Here is a 16,746-nt window from a genome sequence, read left to right on the forward strand (position 1 = left end):
GATCGGATCTGACTTGAAGCGTCCCCTCCTCCTGCTCCTGATCAGCCTGGCCTTGAGCTCAACCGCAAGCGCGACGATTACCGAAAGTCACGGTTATGCGCAGTTCGGCACGCTCAAGTACCCGGCCAGATTTACCCACTTCGACTGGGTCAACCCGCAAGCGCCCAAGGGCGGTACGTTGCGGGTGATGGCGTTCGGCACCTTCGATACGGTCAACCCGTACACGTTCAAGGGCACCAGCCCGGTGACTACGCCGAATTTCCTCCAATACGGCATCAACGAGCTGAACGAGCCGCTGATGGTCGGCACCGGCCAATATTCGCCGTCCGGCGACGAGCCCGCGTCGAGTTACGGCTTGATCGCGCAATCGGTGGAATACAGCGAAGATCGCAGCTGGGTAGTGTTCAATCTGCGCCCGGAAGCGCGTTTCCACGATGGCACGCCGATCACCGCCTACGACGTGGCGTTCTCATACCGCCTGCTGCTCAAGGAAGGCCATCCGCTGTACCGCACCGCGCTGCAGGAAGTGCTGCGGGTCGACATCCTCAACAAACAGCGCATTCGTTTCGTGATGAAGCGTTCGGGCAATCCGCTGTTGATCCTGCGTCTGGGCGAGTTGCCGGTACTGCCGCAGCATTACTGGAAAGACCGCGACTTCAAAGCCACCACCTTCGAACCACCGCTGGGCAGCGGCCCTTACCGCATCACTTCGGTGACGCCGGGTCGGCAGTTGATTTTCGAACGGGTCAAGGATTACTGGGGCAAGGATCTGGCGGTCAATCGCGGCAAGTACAACTTCGATCGCATGGAAGTCGAGTTCTACCGTGACAGTGACGTGGCCTTCGAAGCGTTCAAGGCCGGCGAATTCGACATCTACATCGAGCATCAGGCGAAGAACTGGGCCAACGGCTACAACTTCCCCGCCGTACGCCGCGGCGACGTGATCAAGGCGCAGATCCCGCATCAGATCCCGACCCAGAGTCAGGGCCTGTTCATGAACACCCGCCGCGCCACGTTCGCCGACGTGAAAACCCGCGAAGCGCTGGGCCTGATGTTCGACTTCGAGTGGACCAATCGCGCGCTGTTCAGCGACGCCTACCAGCGCACCACCAGTTACTACCCCAACAGCGAGTTTGCCGCGACGGGGCTACCGGTCGGGCATGAATGGCTGATGCTCAAGCCGTACAAGGAACAACTGCCGGCCAAGCTGTTCACCGAGCCGTTCACCCTGCCGCAAACCGACGGTCGCGGCATTCCTCGGGAAACCATGCGCAAAGCCCTGGCCCTGCTCGCCGAGGCCGGCTGGAAGCTCAACGGTCAGCGCCTGCAAAACGCCAATGGCCAGCCGCTGAGTTTCGAACTGTTGCTGGTCAACCCGAATCTGGAACGCATCCTCCAGCCGTACATCGAGAACCTCAACAGCATCGGCATCGACGCGCGCCTGCGCACAGTCGATCGTGCGCAGTACAAACAACGCCTCGATCAGTTCGACTTCGACATGATCCTGATGACGCTCAACCAGACCCTCAGCCCGGGTCTTGAGCAGTGGCAGTACTTTCACTCCAGTCAGGTCGGGGTCAAGGGCAGCAAGAATTACGCCGGCATCGCCAACCCGGTAGTCGATCACCTGCTCGAACAATTGCTCGCGGCGAAAACCCGCGACGAGCAAGTCGCCGCCGGCAAGGCCCTTGACCGCGTGCTGCTCTGGCAGCACTACAGCATTCCCAACTGGTACCTCAATTATCACCGCCTGGCCTACCGCAACCGGTTGGCCTTCGTCACCACGCCGCCCTACACCCTGGGCCTGAGCGCGTGGTGGCTGAAGTCTTCGGAGAAAGATCAATGAACCCTGTCCGTACCCTGCTCGTCCAGGCCAGCGGTTTGCTGTTCGCCGGGCTGGCCTGTGCCGCCCCGCAACACGCCGTGACCCTGTACAACGAGCCGCCGAAATACCCGGCCGATTTCAAACAGTTTGATTACGTAAACCCCGACGCACCCAAGGGCGGCATCTTTCGTCAGGCCGGTTTTGGTGGCTTCGACAGCCTCAACCCGTTTATCAGCAAAGGCGTGCCCGCCGATGATATCGGGCAGATCTACGACACGCTGACCAAGCACAGCCTCGATGAGCCCTTTACCGAATACGGTCTGATCGCCGGCAAAATCGAAAAGGCCCCGGACAATAGCTGGGTGCGTTTCTACCTGCGCCCCGAAGCCCGTTTCCATGACGGGCACCCGGTGCGCGCCGACGACGTGGTGTTCAGCTTCAACACGCTGACCAAGGAAGGCTCGCCGCTGTTTCGTGGCTACTACAGCGACGTTTCCGAAGTGATCGCCGAAGATCCGCTGAAAGTACTCTTCAAATTCAAGCACACCAACAATCGCGAACTGCCGTTGATCCTTGGCCAATTGCCGGTGTTGCCGAAACACTGGTGGGCCGACCGCGATTTCAGCAAGGGCAATCTGGAAATTCCGCTGGGCAGCGGTCCATACAAGGTCGCCGAAGTCAAGGCTGGGCGTTCGGTGCGCTACGAGCGGGTCAAGGATTACTGGGGCAAGGACCTGCCAGTCAACCGTGGCTTCTACAACTTCGACACGATGACCACTGATTACTACCGCGACAACACCGTCGCCCTCGAGGCCCTGAAGGCCGGGCAGTTCGATTACTGGCTGGAAATGACCGCGAAGAACTGGGCCAACGCCTACAACATCCCGGCGGTCACCGAGGGACGCTTGATCAAGGAACAGATCGCCAACAGCAACCCGACCGGCATGCAGGGTTTCGTCTTCAACCTGCGTCGCCCGGTGTTCCAGGACGCGCGGGTGCGTCAGGCCCTCGGTCTGCTGTTCGATTTCGAATGGACCAACAAACAACTGTTCAACGGCGCTTACTTCCGTACCCGCAGCTATTTCGAGAACTCGGAAATGGCCGCTACCGGCCTGCCCGACGCCGATCAGCGGGCGATCCTCGAACCGTTCCGCAGCAAGTTGCCGGCGCAGGTGTTCAGCGAAGCCTTCGACAATCCGAAGACTGACGCCAGCGGCATGATCCGCACTCAGCAGCGCGAGGCCTATCAGCTGCTGCAAGAGGCTGGCTGGAAGATCGTCGACGACAAAATGGTCGACGCCACGGGCAAACCGGTGGTCATCGAGTTTCTATTGGCGCAGACCGAATTCGAAAGGGTTTTGCTGCCATTCAAGCGCAACCTCAGCGACCTCGGCATTGATCTGGTGATCCGTCGCGTCGACGTTTCGCAGTACATCAACCGCGTGCGTTCGCGGGACTTCGACATGATGGTCGGCAGCTTCCCGCAGTCCAACTCGCCGGGCAACGAGCAGCGCGAATACTGGATGAGCGCCGCCGCCGATAAACCGAGCAGCCGCAACACCATGGGCCTGAAGGATCCGATCATCGATCAACTGGTCGAGAACCTGATCAACGCCGATTCGCGCATAAGCCTGGTGGCCCACGCCCGTGCGCTGGATCGCGTATTGCAATGGGGCTACTACGTAGTTCCCAACTGGCACATCAAGACTTGGCGCGTGGCTTATTGGAACCACATCGGTCACCCGAAAGTCTCGCCCAAGTACGACATCGGGATTAACACCTGGTGGGTCAAGCCGGACGCAAAACCGGCGATAGAAGTCGAAACCAAACTGCAAGCCGACCCTGTGGGCACGGAGTAATCAAATGCTGGCGTATATTTTTCGGCGACTGCTGCTGATCATCCCGACGCTGTTCGGCATTTTGCTGATCAACTTTGTGATCATCCAGGCCGCGCCCGGTGGCCCGGTAGAGCAGATGATCGCCAAGCTCGAAGGCTTCGAAGGCGCCACCAGCCGCATTGCCGGTGGCGGTGCCGAGGTGTCGGTGGCCGGCTCTTCCTATCGCGGCGCACAAGGGCTGGACCCGGCGCTGATCAAGGAAATCGAGCACATGTACGGGTTCGATAAATCGGCCCCGGAACGCCTGTGGATCATGGTCAAGAACTACGCGAAGCTGGATTTCGGCGACAGTTTTTTCCGCGACGCCAAGGTCATCGACCTGATCAAGGAAAAGATGCCGGTGTCGATCTCGCTCGGGCTGTGGAGCACGCTGATCATGTACCTGGTGTCGATCCCGCTGGGGATCGCCAAGGCCACGCGGCACGGCAGTCATTTCGACGTCTGGACCAGTTCGGCAATCATCGTCGGCTACGCGATCCCGGCGTTCCTCTTTGCGATCCTGCTGATCGTGGTGTTTGCCGGCGGCAGTTATCTCGACTGGTTTCCGTTGCGCGGGCTGACCTCGAACAACTTCGATGAACTGAGTTTCGGCGGCAAGATCCTCGACTACTTCTGGCACCTGGCATTGCCAGTGACGGCGCTGGTGATCGGCAACTTCGCGACCATGACCCTGCTGACCAAAAACAGCTTCCTCGACGAGATCAACAAGCAGTACGTGGTCACCGCCAAGGCCAAGGGCCTGACCCGCCACCGCGTGCTCTACGGCCACGTGTTCCGCAACGCCATGCTGTTGGTGATCGCCGGGTTCCCGTCGGCGTTCATCGGCATCTTCTTCACCGGCTCGTTGCTGGTCGAAGTGATCTTCTCCCTCGACGGCCTCGGCCTGATGAGTTTCGAAGCGGCGATCAATCGCGATTACCCGGTGGTGTTCGGCACCCTGTTCATCTTCACCCTGCTCGGGCTTGTGGTGAAACTGATTGGCGACCTCACCTACACCCTTGTCGATCCGCGTATCGACTTCGAAAGTCGGGAGCATTGAGATGAACCTGTCCCCTCTCAACCGCCGCCGCTTCGAACTGTTCAAGGCCAACAAGCGTGGCTGGTGGTCGCTGTGGCTGTTTCTGATCCTGTTCGGGCTGAGCCTGGGCGCCGAGCTGATCGCCAACGACAAGCCGTTGGCGGTGCATTACGACAACAACTGGTATTTCCCGGCGATCAAGCGCTACCCGGAAACCACCTTCGGCGGCGAATTCCCGCTGGAAGCCAACTACAAGAGCCCGTACATCCGCGAACTGCTCAAGGCCAAGGATGCGTGGGTGCTGTGGGCGCCGATTCCCTACAGCTACCAGAGCATCAACTACGACCTGAAGGTCCCCGCGCCGGCGCCACCTTCGGCGGACAACTTGTTGGGCACCGACGATCAGGGTCGTGATGTGTTGGCCCGGGTGATTTACGGGTTCCGCATTTCGGTGCTGTTTGCCCTGACGTTGACCGTGTTGAGTTCGATCATCGGCGTGATTGCCGGAGCCCTGCAGGGTTTCTATGGCGGTTGGGTCGACTTGGCCGGGCAACGGTTTCTGGAGATCTGGTCGGGTTTGCCGGTGCTGTATCTGCTGATCATTCTCGCCAGTTTTGTCCAGCCGAATTTCTGGTGGCTGCTGGGGATCATGTTGCTGTTCTCGTGGATGAGCCTGGTCGACGTGGTGCGCGCCGAGTTCCTCCGTGGCCGCAACCTCGAATACGTGCGCGCCGCACGGGCATTGGGCATGCAGAACGGCGCGATCATGTTCCGCCATATCCTGCCCAACGCCATGGTCTCGACCATGACGTTTATGCCGTTCATCCTCACCGGCGCCATCGGCACCCTCACCGCGCTGGACTTCCTCGGTTTCGGCTTGCCGGCCGGCAGTCCGTCGCTGGGTGAACTGGTCGCCCAGGGCAAATCCAACCTGCAAGCGCCGTGGCTGGGCATGAGTGCCTTTGCTGTGCTGGCGCTGATGTTGAGTTTGCTGGTGTTTATCGGCGAGTCCGCTCGCGATGCCTTCGACCCGAGGAAGTGAAATGAATCAGGACAATCTGATCGAAGTGCGCGACCTCGCCGTCGAATTCGGTTTCGGCGAGCGCGTGCACCGGGTCGTCGAAGGCGTGAGTTTCGACATCAAGCGCGGCGAAACCCTCGCGCTGGTGGGCGAATCCGGCTCGGGCAAATCGGTGACCGCGCACTCGATCCTGCGCTTGCTGCCCTACCCGATGGCCCGCCATCCGGCCGGCAGCATCAATTACGCCGGGCAAAACCTGCTGGGCCTCAGCGAAAAAACCATCCGCCACATTCGCGGTAACCGTATCGCGATGATCTTTCAGGAGCCGATGACTTCGCTGAACCCGCTGCACTCCATCGAGAAGCAGATCAACGAAGTCCTCGGCATCCACAAGGGCCTGACCGGCAAAGTGGCGACCAAGCGTACGCTGGAGCTGCTGGAGATGGTCGGCATCCCCGAGCCGCACAAACGCCTCAAGGCCCTGCCACACGAATTGTCCGGTGGCCAGCGCCAACGGGTGATGATCGCCATGGCCTTGGCCAACGAGCCGGAACTGCTGATCGCCGACGAACCGACTACCGCGCTGGACGTGACCGTTCAGCTGAAAATCCTCGATTTGCTCAAGGAATTGCAGGCCAGATTGGGCATGTCGCTGTTACTGATCAGTCACGATTTGAACCTGGTGCGAAGAATTGCGCATCGCGTATGTGTCATGCAGCGCGGTTGCATCGTCGAACAGGCATCGTGCGAAGAGCTGTTCCGTTCGCCGCAGCATCCGTACACTCGGGAATTGCTCGGCGCGGAGCCCAGCGGAGGCCCGGCGAGCAATAAAATCGGCGCGCCGCTGCTTGAAGTCGAGGACCTGAAAGTCTGGTTCCCGATCAAGAAAGGCCTGCTCAAGCGCACGGTGGATCACGTCAAGGCAGTGGACGGCATCAATTTCAGCCTGCCGCAGGGTCAGACCCTGGGGATTGTGGGCGAAAGCGGTTCCGGCAAATCCACGCTGGGTCTGGCGATTTTGCGGCTGATCGGCAGCAAAGGCGTGATCCGCTTTGAAGGCAAGCAGCTAGACTGCCTGACGCAGAACGAGGTTCGCCCGTTGCGTCGGGAGATGCAGGTGGTGTTTCAGGACCCGTTTGGCAGCCTGAGCCCGCGCATGTGCGTCAGCGATATCGTTGGCGAAGGCCTGCGGATTCACAAGATGGGCACCGCAGCCGAACAGGAAGCGGCGATTATTGCGGCATTGAAGGAGGTAGGTCTGGATCCGGAAACCCGGCACCGCTACCCCCACGAATTTTCCGGTGGGCAACGGCAACGAATCGCCATTGCCCGGGCCTTGGTGCTGAAACCGGCGCTGATCCTGCTGGACGAGCCGACATCCGCGCTCGACCGGACGGTGCAGCGGCAAGTGGTGGAGCTGTTGCGTTCACTGCAAGCCAAGTACAACCTGACGTATTTGTTCATCAGCCATGATCTGGCTGTTGTTAAAGCGCTGAGCCACCAGTTGATGGTGGTCAAGCATGGCCAAGTGGTCGAACAGGGAGACGCGCAAGAAATCTTTGCCGCCCCTAAACATCCGTATACACAGCAGTTGCTGGAAGCCGCTTTTTTGGCACCAGCCACTGCGCAATAACCTGAAAGAGGAGCAACACATGGGTTTTCTCGCCGGTAAGCGCGTACTGATCGTCGGTGTCGCCAGCAAGCTGTCCATCGCATCCGGCATCGCTGCCGCCATGCATCGCGAGGGCGCTGAGCTTGCCTTCACTTATCAGAACGACAAACTGAAAGGTCGTGTTGAAGAATTCGCCCAAGGCTGGGGTTCGAGCCCTGAGCTGTGCTTCCCGTGCGACGTGGCCAGCGATGAAGAAATCGCCAAGGTCTTCGAAGCACTGAGCAAGAAGTGGGACGGCCTGGACTGCATCGTTCACTCCGTTGGTTTCGCCCCGGGCGACCAACTGGACGGCGACTTCACCGAAGCCACCACCCGTGACGGTTTCCGCATCGCGCACGACATCAGCGCCTACAGCTTCGTAGCCCTGGCCAAAGCCGGCCGCGAAATGATGAAAGGCCGCAACGGCAGCCTGCTGACCCTGTCGTACCTCGGCGCCGAGCGCACCATGCCGAACTACAACGTGATGGGCATGGCCAAGGCTTCGCTGGAAGCTGGCGTGCGTTACCTGGCCGGCTCCCTGGGCCCGGACGGCACCCGCGTCAACTGCGTATCGGCTGGCCCGATCCGCACCCTGGCAGCCTCGGGCATCAAGAACTTCCGCAAGATGCTGGCCGCCAACGAAGCGCAAACCCCGCTGCGTCGCAACGTCACCATCGACGAAGTCGGCAACGCCGGCGCGTTCCTGTGCTCCGACCTGGCGTCGGGCATCAGCGGTGAAATCATGTACGTGGACGGCGGCTTCAACACCACCGCCATGGGCAACATCGAAGAGTGATCTTCGCCTAGCCAATAAAAAACCCGCCTCTTCAGGCGGGTTTTTTTATGCCCAAATTCCCGCAACACCACACACCCCTTGTAGGAGTGAGCCTGCTCGCGATCGCGGTGGGTCAGCCGATGAAAATGTTGAATGGGCGGACGCCATCGCGAGCAGGCTCACTCCTACAGGGGGTCTGCGGTGCATTCACTAACAGCGCTTCAGGGCCTGCTTATGGGCGTACATGGCGCCATCGGCATCCGCCAACAACCGGTCCACGGTTTCATGGCGTTTGGCGTCGTATTCGATCTGGCCAACGCTGAAGCGAATCGCATACCCCCGGTGCAACGTGGCATTACGCTCTTCGAGAATCTCCTTGAGCCGCGTCATGATCGCGTTGGTTTCGATGTGGCTCGACCCCGTCAGCAACGCCACGAACTCATCCCCACCCAAGCGCCCGACCACATCACTCTCACGGAAAGCAATGCGCAGCACATCAGCAAAGGTCTTCAGCGCACTGTCGCCCTCGGCGTGCCCATACAGATCGTTGATCTGTTTGAAGTCATTGAGGTCGAAAAACAGCAAAGTCGCCGGCCGCTCCAACCGCGCGCAGGCGTCGAGGGCGTGCTGCGCCAGTTGTTTGAAACCGCGACGATTGGACAGCAACGTCAGCTCGTCCATGCTCGCCATCTGCACGGCCGTCAGCTCTTGCTCGGCCATCTCTGCGAGGTCACGCAACAGCGCGCGCTCTTCTTCGTCGAGGTCACGGGGTTTGGTGTCGATCAGGCACAGCGTGCCCATTTTATTGCCGTTGGGCACGGTCAGCGGGTAGCCGGCGTAGAAACGAATGTTCGGCGCGCCAGTGACCAACGGGTTGTCATGAAAACGCACGTCCTCGCGGGCATCGGGCACCAGCAACAAATCGTTTTGCAGTATCGCGTGACCGCAAAATGAAACATCCCTCGACGTTTCCGTGGCATCAAGGCCCACACAGGACTTGAACCACTGGCGATCCGTATCGACCAGCGTCACCAGCGCAATCGGCACATTGAACAGGCGTTTGGCCAACCGCGTCAGTCGGTCGAAACGCTCCTCCGGCGCCGAATCGAGAAGGTCGAGGCCGTGCAACACCTGAAGCCGCGCAGCTTCATTGGCGGGTTTTCCTGGAACCAGCATTCGCACACTCCATTGTCATCAATGCACTTGAGCGTAGCGCAAATCAGCGAGGCCTCACCCCGTCAGAGCCCCGCCACCGGGCAAGGCCCGCCCGCATCGGCCCACAGCTTGAACTGCGCGACAAAAATATCGTGCGGCACTGGCACGGGCGCACGCCCTGCCCCGGGATTCCAGCCCCACAGCACCAATTTATCTTCGCTGACGTGTTTGAGCAGCGCGGCAAAGTCGCGGTCGCCATTGCTCGAACGGTCCTTGATCAGCGCGCAGAGCTTGTCCGGCGGCAGGCCGATCCAGGCCATTTTGTGCGCCGCCGGCGGCAGGCTCCAGTGCGGCGCCCCCGGGGGCGCATGCGGGCCATAACTGGCGGGCGGATTGTTTTCCGCGTGACAGGTTGCGCAAGGCAAACCGGCGGCACCCTTGCCGTCCATGCCGCGCACGACATTCATCGCATGGGGAATGCCGGCGTCGAACTGCAACGGCGAATCCCCGGGAATGTGACAGTTCTGGCAACGCGGACTCTGGAAGACTTTCTGCACCGTGCCGAACGCTTTCAGCGCCTCCTGATCATCAGCAAACAAGTCCGAGGCATAACTGCCCAAGCCCAATAGAATCAGCGTGCCCAACAACAGATGTCGTTTCATCTCACACCCCCGACAGTTGCAGCGGCAACTCGCGCAGGCGTTGCCCGGTCAGGGCGAACACCGCGTTGGCCACGGCTGGTGCGGTCGGCGGCACACCGGCCTCGCCGATGCCGCCGGGTTTGTCGCTGCTGGGCACGATGTGCACTTCCACCACCGGCATCTCGTTGAGCCGCAGCACCTGATAATCGTGGTAGTTGGACTGCAACACCGCTCCGTCCTTGAGCGTCAGTTTGCTGTGCAGCGCCATGCCCAGACCGAACGTGATGCACGACTCCATCTGCGCGGCGATGCTCTGCGGATTTACCGCGATCCCGCAGTCCACGGCGCAGACCACGCGATGCACGCGAATCGCCAGATTGTCCTGCGACACCTCGGCGACCTGCGCCACATAGCTGCCGAACGACTCATGCACCGCCACGCCCATCGCATGACCGTCAGGCAGAGGAGCTTTCCAGTTAGCCTTTTCCACCGCCAGATTGAGCACGCCCAAATGCCGAGGATGATCCTTGAGCAAGGTTCGTCGGTACTCGACCGGGTCCTTGCCCGCTGCCGTGGCCATTTCATCGATCAGCGATTCCATGACAAAACCGGTATGGCTATGGCCCACCGAGCGCAGCCACAGCACATTGATACCGGTTTGCGGCGAATGCAGATCGATCTGATGATTGGCCAGGCCCTTGACGTAGGGGCTGTCGGAAACGCCCTCGACCGAAGTCGGGTCAATGCCGTTCTTGACCATCGTCGCCTCCATCAGCGTGCCGGTCATGATCGACTGCCCGACCAGCACGTGTTGCCAGCTCGACGGCAAACCATCGGCGCCCAGACCGATCTTCGCCTGATGCAGGAACATCGAGCGGTAATAACCGCCGCGAATGTCATCCTCACGCGACCACACGGTTTTCACCGGCATGGCGGCGGCTTTGGCCACTTGCACCGCTTCGGCGACAAAGTCTGAGGTGGGGTTGGCGCGGCGGCCAAAACCGCCGCCCAGAAACTCAGTGTGGATCTCGACCTGCTCCGGTTTCAGCCCGGTGATCTTGCCGGCGACCATTTGATCGAGCGTCTGGAACTGGGTACCGGTCCAGATCTCGCATTTTTCCGCGCTGATCTTCACCGTGCAGTTGAGCGGTTCCATCGGTGCGTGGGCCAGATACGGCACGCTGTATTCAACGTCGATTTTCTTCGTCGCCTTGCCGAAACTGCCTTTGGCATCGCCGGCCTGACTCGCAGATGTACCTTGTGTCGCGGCCAGTTTGCGGAAGCTTTCCAGCAATTTCTCGCTGCTTAGATCCGCATGCGGTCCAAGGTCCCAATCGACCTTCAGCGCATCACGGCCCAGCTTCGCCGCCCAATAATGATCAGCAACCACCGCGACACCGGTCGGCACCTGCACCACTTTATGCACGCCGGGTACCGCCAGTGCTTCAGCGCCCTCGAAGGATTTAACAGTGGCACCGAATACCGGTGGGCGCGCGACCATCGCGGTCATCAAGCCTTCAAACTGTACGTCCATGCCGAACTTGGCACGACCGGTGATTTTCTCCGGCGTGTCGAGGCGTTTGGTCGGTTTACCGATGACTTTCCAGTCCTTGGCTTCCTTGAAGGTGATCGACTTCGGATCCGGCACCGGCAGTTGCCCGGCGGCATCCGCCAGCTCGCCGTAAGTCGCACGTTTATCACCAGCGATCACCACACCCGATTCAGTGCGAATCGCCGACGGCGCCACCTCGAAGCGTTTCGCCGCCGCCTCCACCAGCATCTGCCGAGCGGTCGCGCCGGCCAGGCGATAACGGTCAAACTCCATCCACGTCGACGTCGAGCCACCGGTAATCTGCATGCCGCCAAACCCCGGCATGCCGTAATCCGCTGCTGACGCGGGCGAGTGCTCGACGCGGATCTTCGACCAGTCTGCGTCCAGCTCTTCGGCAATCAACATGGTCAGGCCGGTCCAGATGCCCTGCCCCATCTCCGAATGCCCGAGCAGCACCGTGACGCTGTTGTCCGCCGCAATCCGCAAAAACGCATTCGGCGCAAACACCTTGCCTTCATTCTCGGCCGCATAGGCAAACTTGTGGCCGCCGGGGACGACAAACGCCACCACCAAGCCGCCGCCCAACACGGCACTGCCCTTGAGAAAACCCCGACGCGATACAGGACTGTTCATCACCTTTCTCCCACAGATTGAATCAGCCGATTTCCGATGCGCGTTTGACTGCTGCGCGGATCCGGGGATAGGTGCCGCAACGGCAGATGTTGCCGGAGAGCGCCTGATCGATATCGCTGTCGGTGGGTTTGGGGATCTTCGCCAGCAGTGCCGCCGCAGACATGATCTGCCCCGACTGGCAGTAACCGCACTGCACCACGTCGAGTTCGGCCCAGGCTTGCTGCACCGGATGCGAACCGTCGGTGGACAGGCCTTCGATGGTAAGAATTTTTTGTCCATGGGCCACGGCGGTCGCAGGCGTAATGCAGGCGCGCAGCGGCGCCCCGTCAACGTGCACGGTGCAGGCTCCGCACTGGGCCATGCCGCAGCCGAATTTGGTACCGGTCAGGTGCGCGACATCGCGCAGGACCCAGAGCAACGGCATGTCCGCGGGGACATCGAGCTCCTGATCCTTGCCATTGATATTCAATGTCAGCATCGGCAAATTTCCTCAGACTCACGGTGTTCTGAAGGGGCGTCGCTACGGCCATCAATGCCTGTGCGCGCCTCGGCTTATCCCTTTCAGCAAAGCCTAATTTGCGTACGAAGCCAGACGTTGCGACCACCGGTCATGCAGATGTCGACTTTAATCCTACAGTTGATAACGGCTCGCACTGAGCCTGCGCAGCAGAAATCCATCATGAGCAACACCGGTCCGTGCTAACCGCGCGGGTTACCCCTCACATTGGTCTGGAGTAGCGAACATGGGATTTGTCACCAGCAAAGACGGCGTCGAGATTTTCTACAAGGACTGGGGCCCGAAAGACGCACCGGTGATCCACTTCCACCACGGCTGGCCGCTCAGTTCGGACGATTGGGATGCGCAGATGCTGTTTTTTCTGGGCAAGGGCTTTCGGGTGGTTGCCCATGATCGGCGTGGGCATGGGCGTTCGAGCCAGGTCTGGGACGGGCACGATATGGATCACTACGCCGACGATGCGCTGGCCGTGGTCAATCACCTGGGCCTGAAGAACGTCGTGCATGTCGGCCATTCGACCGGGGGCGGTGAGGTGATTCATTACATTGCCCGGCATGGTCAGGACAACGTGGCCAAAGGCGTGCTGATCAGCGCCGTGCCACCGTTGATGGTGCAGACCGAGAGCAATCCGGGTGGGCTGCCGAAATCGGTGTTCGATGATTTCCAGGCGCAACTGGCGGCGAACCGCGCGCAGTTTTATCGGGATATTCCGACCGGGCCGTTTTATGGCTACAACCGGCCGGGGGCGACGCCATCGGAGGGGATTATTGCCAATTGGTGGCGTCAGGGCATGATCGGTGGAGCGAAGGCGCATTACGACGGGATCGTGGCGTTTTCGCAGACCGATTTCACTGAAGATTTGAAGAAAGTCACCGTGCCGGTGCTGGTGATGCATGGCGAGGATGATCAGATTGTGCCGTATGCGAACTCGGGGCCGTTGTCGGCGAAGTTGCTGCCCAATGGCACGTTGAAGTCGTATCCGGGGTTTCCACACGGAATGCCAACGACTGAGGCGCAGACGATCAACGCGGATCTTTTAGCCTTTATTCGCGGCTGAACAATGTAGGAGCTGCGGAACGCTGCGATCTTTTGATTTTGCGCCTTGAAAATCAACGTCAAAAGATCGCAGCGTTCCGCAGCTCCTACACAGGCAGATTGTGGGCTGCAATTAATCTTCGGTTCGGCCAGTGTTTTCGCGATCACGGTCATAGTGGTGAGCCAGTGGCAGCGCCGGCAGCCACGCCTCACGGCGAATGGTCCAGAGTTCGTAGGTGGGTTTGAACTGGTTCGGTTCATCGAGCGACCCGACGTTGACTTCGACTTCATCTGCCGAACGCGTAAACACCGGTGAGCCGCAGCGCGGGCAGAAAAAGCGCCCGTTGTAGTCGCGGGTTTCGCCACTGACCTGCAGCGCATCCTCGGGAAATATGGCCAAGGTGCCGAACAGCGCGCCGTGGCGTTTGCGGCAGTCGAGGCAGTGGCAGATTCCGACGCGGTAGGGCTGACCTGTCACTTCGAAACGGACATCGCCGCACAGGCAGCCGCCAGTCAATCGATTCATGTCACACCTCCTCTTCAGAATTTGAGATTACCGACAGCCCTCACCCTAACCCTCTCCCAGAGGGAGAGGGAACTGACCGCGCTGTATGCTCGAAATACGCCGACCTGAAATATCGAGTTGAACTCAGTTTCTGGAGTACACGGAGATCGGCTCCCTTTCCCCCTCGCCCCCCTTGGGGGGAGAGGGCTGGGGTGAGGGGGGAATACCACTGACACACCGCAAAACCCAAAGCCCCCGCCATTCAGTATTTTCATCAATAAACACCAAGCCGTGATCACGTTTAAAGCACACAAACCGTTACGCCATCCTCCCTACAACACCTTGCGCCGTTACCTACGCGTACGCCAGAATCCGCCGGCTTACACGGCTATGCGCCGGGCTATATCGTTTGCCTGTCACTGCAAAACAGTGATCGGGTTTGGTAGCCCGCTTCAAATTGTCGTTGTTGCGACACCGTCGATGCTGTCTCCTTTTTAGGTGGCTATGTATGGTGGGCATGCGTGGGGCTCCTCCGTGAGCGCCGGGTTTCCCGATTTGACCGGTCTACCAACCCGCGCATGGCCGCCACCCGCCGTTTGGTAGCGAGGGTGATGGCTCCCATTTTTTTCAAATTGGAGCTTTATCTATGTTCAAAATCACGCCAAATCCACCACCCACCGATCCGATCCCCCACGACCCCTCGCTTGTCCCGCAAAAGGTCAAAGAAGCCACCGATCGCGCCCTCGACTACTACCTGCGACCCGAAGCACTGGGCGCTCCGCCAAGCTCACCCAAGTTTCGCCCCGTCTATTTAGTCGACCCCACGCTGGATGACGAAACCCTGCTCGTCGAAGCCAGTGAGTCGCTTTCATACGCTCATGCCATGGCCGGCAACATCGCCAACTCAATAGGCGGCCCGGAGCGCAAACCTCTACTGGCGCTGCAACAGGTGATCATGCTGAACGAGCTGTTGGTCAATCGACTGCTGGACAAGCTGCGCGTACCGCAATAATCACCAGACCGAATGAGTGAGGGGTTACTCCCTCACTTTCGCGTTGCCCCCGGTCGATTGATAAAAGCTCAGGCGCTTCACGCGAAAAACACCATTCGTCAGCATTCGGAGTTGTGGTGGATGCGCTGATCTTCAAGCCCTGATGCGGCTCTTTTGCGATCAGCATCCATACTGTGTTTTTCAGTCGCTGGGACACCATCATGCCCTCCCCCGAATCCAGTCTTTTGCAGAGCTGGCACGCCAACGCTGAGGCCTGGATCGAGGTGATCCGCAGCGGTGCCATCGAAAGCCGTCAGCAGGTTACCGATCAGGCGATTCTGCTGGCGATCATGGGCCGTCAGCCGCAGCGCGTGCTTGATCTGGGGTGTGGCGAAGGCTGGTTGCTGCGGGCGCTGGCGGATCGCGGGATTGATGCGGTCGGTGTGGATGGCGATGCGCGGCTGGTCGAAGCGGCGCGTTTGACGGGGGCGGCGCAGGTGCACGTCGCGAGCTATGCAGCGCTGGTCGAGGGCAAGGTCGATATCGGCTGTGACTATGAGCTGATCTGCGCCAATTTTTCATTGCTGCATCAGGACATCATTCCGCTGCTTGCTGCGATGAATACGCTGCTTGTTCCCTGTGGGGTTTTGGTCATTCAGACCTTGCATCCGTGGGCGGTAGCGGCTGGGGATTATCAGGATGGCTGGCGCGAAGAAACCTTTGCCGGGTTCAAAGGCCAGTGGCAACCGATGCCGTGGTATTTCCGCACGTTGTCGAGCTGGCTGAATGCCCTCGACATGGGCGGGTTCCAACTGGTCGGCCTGCAAGAACCACAACACCCGCAAAGTCGGCTGCCGCAGTCATTGCTGATGGTTGCCGAGCGCCGCTGAGCTTCCAGAATGTCCACCATCCATTGTAGGAGTGAGCCTGCTCGCGATAGCGGTACGTCAGGCAATACAGATTCAGACTGTGCCAACGTCTTCGCGAGCAGGCTCGCTCCCACAGGGTTTTGCGTTGACCACATATCCAGGGAACGCTGCGACCCACTGTGGGAGCGAGCCTGCTCGCGAAAGCGGTGTGTCAGGCAACATAGACTCCGACTGTGCTGACGCCTTCTCGAGCAGGCTCGCTCCCACATGGATCTATGCGGTTTGCGGGATCATCTGCGGGCCACGGATGCGGTACTGCGCCAGCAGGCGCATGACGTAGCCGATCTTGATCAGGGTCGGGCCGAGAATGGTCAGCGCGTGCATCGCCACCAGCAGCGCAATCGGCATGTGGCCGTTGTAGAGATAAGCGCCGTAGATGCCGGCCAGCAGCATGAGCAGACCGGCGACTAGAACTTTGCTCGACAAGTGCAGAACGTTCAGCGGGCTTTCGAAGAAAGTGAGCATGGTGGCGTACTCCTGATCGGTTCGTTGTGTACGTTAAGTACTTCAACTCCCATGCCAGTTCTTCGAGCCTATAAAATCAGCCACTTGCATGACAACGCGTCAATTTGACACCAGACAACAAGAGTCAATTCGACC

At 59.9% G+C, this 16,746-nt stretch carries 15 protein-coding genes; 9 read left to right on the plus strand and 6 right to left on the minus strand.

Annotated features, from left to right (window positions below; all coding sequences use genetic code 11):
• Nucleotides 1-13: 13 nt before the first annotated feature.
• Genes P3G59_RS17225 through fabI form a run of 6 tightly spaced genes read left to right on the plus strand, consistent with a single transcriptional unit; the run spans nucleotide 14 to nucleotide 8,209 of the window.
• Nucleotides 14-1,846 carry an extracellular solute-binding protein gene (locus P3G59_RS17225; protein ID WP_277758227.1) on the plus strand — a complete coding sequence of 611 codons (1,833 nt, stop codon included), beginning with the start codon at nucleotides 14-16 and terminating at the stop codon, nucleotides 1,844-1,846.
• Nucleotides 1,843-3,684 carry an extracellular solute-binding protein gene (locus P3G59_RS17230; RefSeq protein WP_277758228.1) on the plus strand — a complete coding sequence of 614 codons (1,842 nt, stop codon included), beginning with the start codon at nucleotides 1,843-1,845 and terminating at the stop codon, nucleotides 3,682-3,684. Before P3G59_RS17225 ends, P3G59_RS17230 begins: the two co-directional genes overlap by 4 nt.
• Before the next feature lie 4 nt (nucleotides 3,685-3,688).
• On the plus strand, nucleotides 3,689-4,762 hold the full coding sequence (locus tag P3G59_RS17235; protein WP_008088514.1) for a microcin C ABC transporter permease YejB: 1,074 nt from the start codon (nucleotides 3,689-3,691) through the stop codon (nucleotides 4,760-4,762).
• A gap of 1 nt (nucleotide 4,763) precedes the next feature.
• A complete protein-coding gene (locus P3G59_RS17240; protein WP_277758229.1) occupies nucleotides 4,764-5,783 on the plus strand; it encodes an ABC transporter permease in 1,020 nt (339 codons plus the stop codon).
• A gap of 1 nt (nucleotide 5,784) precedes the next feature.
• Nucleotides 5,785-7,395 carry an ABC transporter ATP-binding protein gene (locus P3G59_RS17245; RefSeq protein WP_277758230.1) on the plus strand — a complete coding sequence of 537 codons (1,611 nt, stop codon included), beginning with the start codon at nucleotides 5,785-5,787 and terminating at the stop codon, nucleotides 7,393-7,395.
• Between the two features lie 19 nt (nucleotides 7,396-7,414).
• A complete protein-coding gene (fabI, locus tag P3G59_RS17250) occupies nucleotides 7,415-8,209 on the plus strand; it encodes an enoyl-ACP reductase FabI (protein WP_007910591.1) in 795 nt (264 codons plus the stop codon).
• A gap of 189 nt (nucleotides 8,210-8,398) precedes the next feature.
• On the opposite strand, the gene P3G59_RS17255 is transcribed toward fabI, so the two are convergent.
• The 4 genes from P3G59_RS17255 to P3G59_RS17270 all read right to left on the minus strand — a co-directional run bounded on the left by P3G59_RS17255 (nucleotide 8,399) and on the right by P3G59_RS17270 (nucleotide 12,647).
• The gene (locus P3G59_RS17255; protein ID WP_277758231.1) at nucleotides 8,399-9,364 is read right to left on the minus strand and encodes a sensor domain-containing diguanylate cyclase; all 966 of its coding nucleotides are present in this window, start codon (nucleotides 9,362-9,364) and stop codon (nucleotides 8,399-8,401) included.
• Between the two features lie 62 nt (nucleotides 9,365-9,426).
• Nucleotides 9,427-10,005 carry a hypothetical protein gene (locus tag P3G59_RS17260; RefSeq protein WP_277758232.1) on the minus strand — a complete coding sequence of 193 codons (579 nt, stop codon included), beginning with the start codon at nucleotides 10,003-10,005 and terminating at the stop codon, nucleotides 9,427-9,429.
• A 1-nt stretch (nucleotide 10,006) separates the two neighbouring features.
• A complete protein-coding gene (locus P3G59_RS17265; RefSeq protein WP_277758233.1) occupies nucleotides 10,007-12,169 on the minus strand; it encodes a xanthine dehydrogenase family protein molybdopterin-binding subunit in 2,163 nt (720 codons plus the stop codon).
• 22 nt (nucleotides 12,170-12,191) lie between these two features.
• Nucleotides 12,192-12,647 carry a (2Fe-2S)-binding protein gene (locus P3G59_RS17270; protein WP_003224136.1) on the minus strand — a complete coding sequence of 152 codons (456 nt, stop codon included), beginning with the start codon at nucleotides 12,645-12,647 and terminating at the stop codon, nucleotides 12,192-12,194.
• Nucleotides 12,648-12,912: 265 nt separating this feature from the next.
• Here P3G59_RS17270 and P3G59_RS17275 point away from each other — a divergent pair, with 265 nt between their 5' ends.
• Complete coding sequence (locus P3G59_RS17275) at nucleotides 12,913-13,743, plus strand: alpha/beta hydrolase (protein ID WP_277758234.1); 831 nt, start codon at nucleotides 12,913-12,915, stop codon at nucleotides 13,741-13,743.
• A 111-nt stretch (nucleotides 13,744-13,854) separates the two neighbouring features.
• On the opposite strand, the gene P3G59_RS17280 is transcribed toward P3G59_RS17275, so the two are convergent.
• Nucleotides 13,855-14,247 (minus strand): GFA family protein, encoded by a 393-nt coding sequence (locus tag P3G59_RS17280; RefSeq protein ID WP_277758235.1) that lies wholly within the window; start codon nucleotides 14,245-14,247, stop codon nucleotides 13,855-13,857.
• Nucleotides 14,248-14,872: 625 nt separating this feature from the next.
• On the opposite strand from P3G59_RS17280, the gene P3G59_RS17285 reads away from it, so the two are divergent.
• Nucleotides 14,873-15,238: a hypothetical protein gene (locus P3G59_RS17285; RefSeq protein ID WP_277758236.1), complete on the plus strand. Its 366-nt coding sequence runs from the start codon at nucleotides 14,873-14,875 to the stop codon at nucleotides 15,236-15,238.
• A 200-nt stretch (nucleotides 15,239-15,438) separates the two neighbouring features.
• Nucleotides 15,439-16,107, plus strand: a complete 669-nt coding sequence (locus P3G59_RS17290; RefSeq protein WP_277758237.1) for a class I SAM-dependent methyltransferase — start codon at nucleotides 15,439-15,441, stop codon at nucleotides 16,105-16,107.
• Between the two features lie 252 nt (nucleotides 16,108-16,359).
• On the opposite strand, the gene P3G59_RS17295 is transcribed toward P3G59_RS17290, so the two are convergent.
• Nucleotides 16,360-16,611: a transmembrane sensor/regulator PpyR gene (locus tag P3G59_RS17295; RefSeq protein WP_277758238.1), complete on the minus strand. Its 252-nt coding sequence runs from the start codon at nucleotides 16,609-16,611 to the stop codon at nucleotides 16,360-16,362.
• Between the last annotated feature and the right edge of the window lie 135 nt (nucleotides 16,612-16,746).

Origin of the sequence: Pseudomonas sp. A34-9 (assembly GCF_029543085.1) — a bacterium.
Classification (GTDB): domain Bacteria; phylum Pseudomonadota; class Gammaproteobacteria; order Pseudomonadales; family Pseudomonadaceae; genus Aquipseudomonas.

Bases quoted from the DNA above. Each gene is read 5' to 3' on its own strand.
- P3G59_RS17235 (WP_008088514.1), top strand. From the start codon at position 3,689: ATGCTGGCGTATATTTTTCGGCGACTGCTGCTGATCATCCCGACGCTG.
- P3G59_RS17285 (WP_277758236.1), top strand. From the start codon at position 14,873: ATGTTCAAAATCACGCCAAATCCACCACCCACCGATCCGATCCCCCAC.
- fabI (WP_007910591.1), top strand. From the start codon at position 7,415: ATGGGTTTTCTCGCCGGTAAGCGCGTACTGATCGTCGGTGTCGCCAGC.
- P3G59_RS17275 (WP_277758234.1), top strand. From the start codon at position 12,913: ATGGGATTTGTCACCAGCAAAGACGGCGTCGAGATTTTCTACAAGGAC.
- P3G59_RS17230 (WP_277758228.1), top strand. From the start codon at position 1,843: ATGAACCCTGTCCGTACCCTGCTCGTCCAGGCCAGCGGTTTGCTGTTC.
- P3G59_RS17270 (WP_003224136.1), bottom strand. From the start codon at position 12,647: ATGCTGACATTGAATATCAATGGCAAGGATCAGGAGCTCGATGTCCCC.
- P3G59_RS17265 (WP_277758233.1), bottom strand. From the start codon at position 12,169: ATGAACAGTCCTGTATCGCGTCGGGGTTTTCTCAAGGGCAGTGCCGTG.
- P3G59_RS17280 (WP_277758235.1), bottom strand. From the start codon at position 14,247: ATGAATCGATTGACTGGCGGCTGCCTGTGCGGCGATGTCCGTTTCGAA.
- P3G59_RS17295 (WP_277758238.1), bottom strand. From the start codon at position 16,611: ATGCTCACTTTCTTCGAAAGCCCGCTGAACGTTCTGCACTTGTCGAGC.
- P3G59_RS17240 (WP_277758229.1), top strand. From the start codon at position 4,764: ATGAACCTGTCCCCTCTCAACCGCCGCCGCTTCGAACTGTTCAAGGCC.
- P3G59_RS17245 (WP_277758230.1), top strand. From the start codon at position 5,785: ATGAATCAGGACAATCTGATCGAAGTGCGCGACCTCGCCGTCGAATTC.
- P3G59_RS17255 (WP_277758231.1), bottom strand. From the start codon at position 9,364: ATGCTGGTTCCAGGAAAACCCGCCAATGAAGCTGCGCGGCTTCAGGTG.
- P3G59_RS17290 (WP_277758237.1), top strand. From the start codon at position 15,439: ATGCCCTCCCCCGAATCCAGTCTTTTGCAGAGCTGGCACGCCAACGCT.
- P3G59_RS17260 (WP_277758232.1), bottom strand. From the start codon at position 10,005: ATGAAACGACATCTGTTGTTGGGCACGCTGATTCTATTGGGCTTGGGC.